The following is a 1,369-nucleotide window of genomic DNA, read 5'->3' on the forward strand; positions in this document are numbered from 1 at the left end:
TGCTAGAAAAATCATTCTTACAATTCTTACTCCTACTTCCTCCCTCATTCCCCGTTCTTCCTGTCTCCTGTCTTCCCCTCCTGGGAGGGGTTGGTGGGGGTAGGACGCGGAGATAGGATGGAACAGGCAACGGTTTCGGCCATTTTATGTGAAGAAATTTTCTTGAATTTCAGCAGAAAATTTCAGTATTTTGAGGTAAATAAGAGCTATAAACTCGGAGATAAACTGAATATAAAAAGCTCTTAAGCATTAGCTATCCTGACTTTTGGCTTTATGAGCGCAAGCCCTAATTATTAATTATTAATTATTAATTATTAATTGTTTACTATTCCCTAAAATTAAGAATAAGGTTCTCCAAATATAACAACTGAACAAGTAATTTCTGACAAAACTTTAGTAGTAACATCACTAACAGATAATCCTGCCGCAGTACGTCGTCGCATAGAGCGTAATACTACTAATTGATATGATTTTGCTGCCTTACTAATTACAGGGGCAACATCATCATAACGAATAATTTTTATTCTTGATTTTACCTTGGTTTTTCCTTGAGAAATAAGTTGAGAAAGCTGAGCATGAAACTTAGTAATTTGTTCTTTAGAAGTCTGGCGATCGCATACATGAAGTAGAGTTACAGAAGCTTGATTAGTATCAGCAAAAAGTTGAGCAAAACGTACAGTTCTTAATGCCTGGGGAGTAATCTTTTTAACAGGTACTAAAATCCGATGAATATTAATCGGCTTTTCCAACAAACGTACCACAGCTACCGGGCAATGAGCAGACCAAAATATTCGGTCTATTATATTTCCAAATAAACGAGCTTTAATACCAGTATTTTTGTGCCAACCCATGACAATTAGACTAGAATTTTTTTCCCGTGCTGTGCGACTAACACCTTTAGCAAAATCATCATAAATTCGGATTTCTGGAGTAGCTTCAACTTCAAAACTTTGACTAATTTCCAAAGCAGAACTTAACCTTTTACTGCTCTGTTGTAAAGCCAAATTTAACTGAGGAGAATCCATATTGACGTAACCTTTAACTATGGATAAAGGAATCATTAAACCTCCCTCATGTTTTGCCAACATTACTGCCATTTCAATTAAATATTTTGTTTGTTCTGGAGAAAAATATACTGGCACTAATACAACAAACTTATGGTTAACAATTCCATCAACCCTCTCTGTAAAACTATCTAGAATTTGCTGATGAGTTTCCCACCAAATCAAAGAATTATCCGATGTAAAATCTACCTCTGGCAAAGAAATTTTACTCGCAAATTTAGCAGTAATAATCGGACCAAAAATAGATGTTACCAACATCAAAAAAATTACACTATTAAATATTACCTCTGGCAATATTCCTACTT

The 1,369-nt window shown here is 35.0% G+C and carries 1 protein-coding gene; it reads right to left on the minus strand.

Features of this window, described 5'->3' with window-relative positions; genetic code table 11:
* Positions 1–338: 338 nt before the first annotated feature.
* Positions 339–1,369, minus strand: a 1,031-nt coding sequence (locus tag F6K13_RS33360) for a universal stress protein (protein WP_287289957.1), incomplete at its 5' end; no start/stop codon positions are given.

Origin of the sequence: Okeania sp. SIO2B9 (genome assembly GCF_010672505.1) — a bacterium.
Taxonomy (GTDB): domain Bacteria; phylum Cyanobacteriota; class Cyanobacteriia; order Cyanobacteriales; family Microcoleaceae; genus Okeania; species Okeania hirsuta.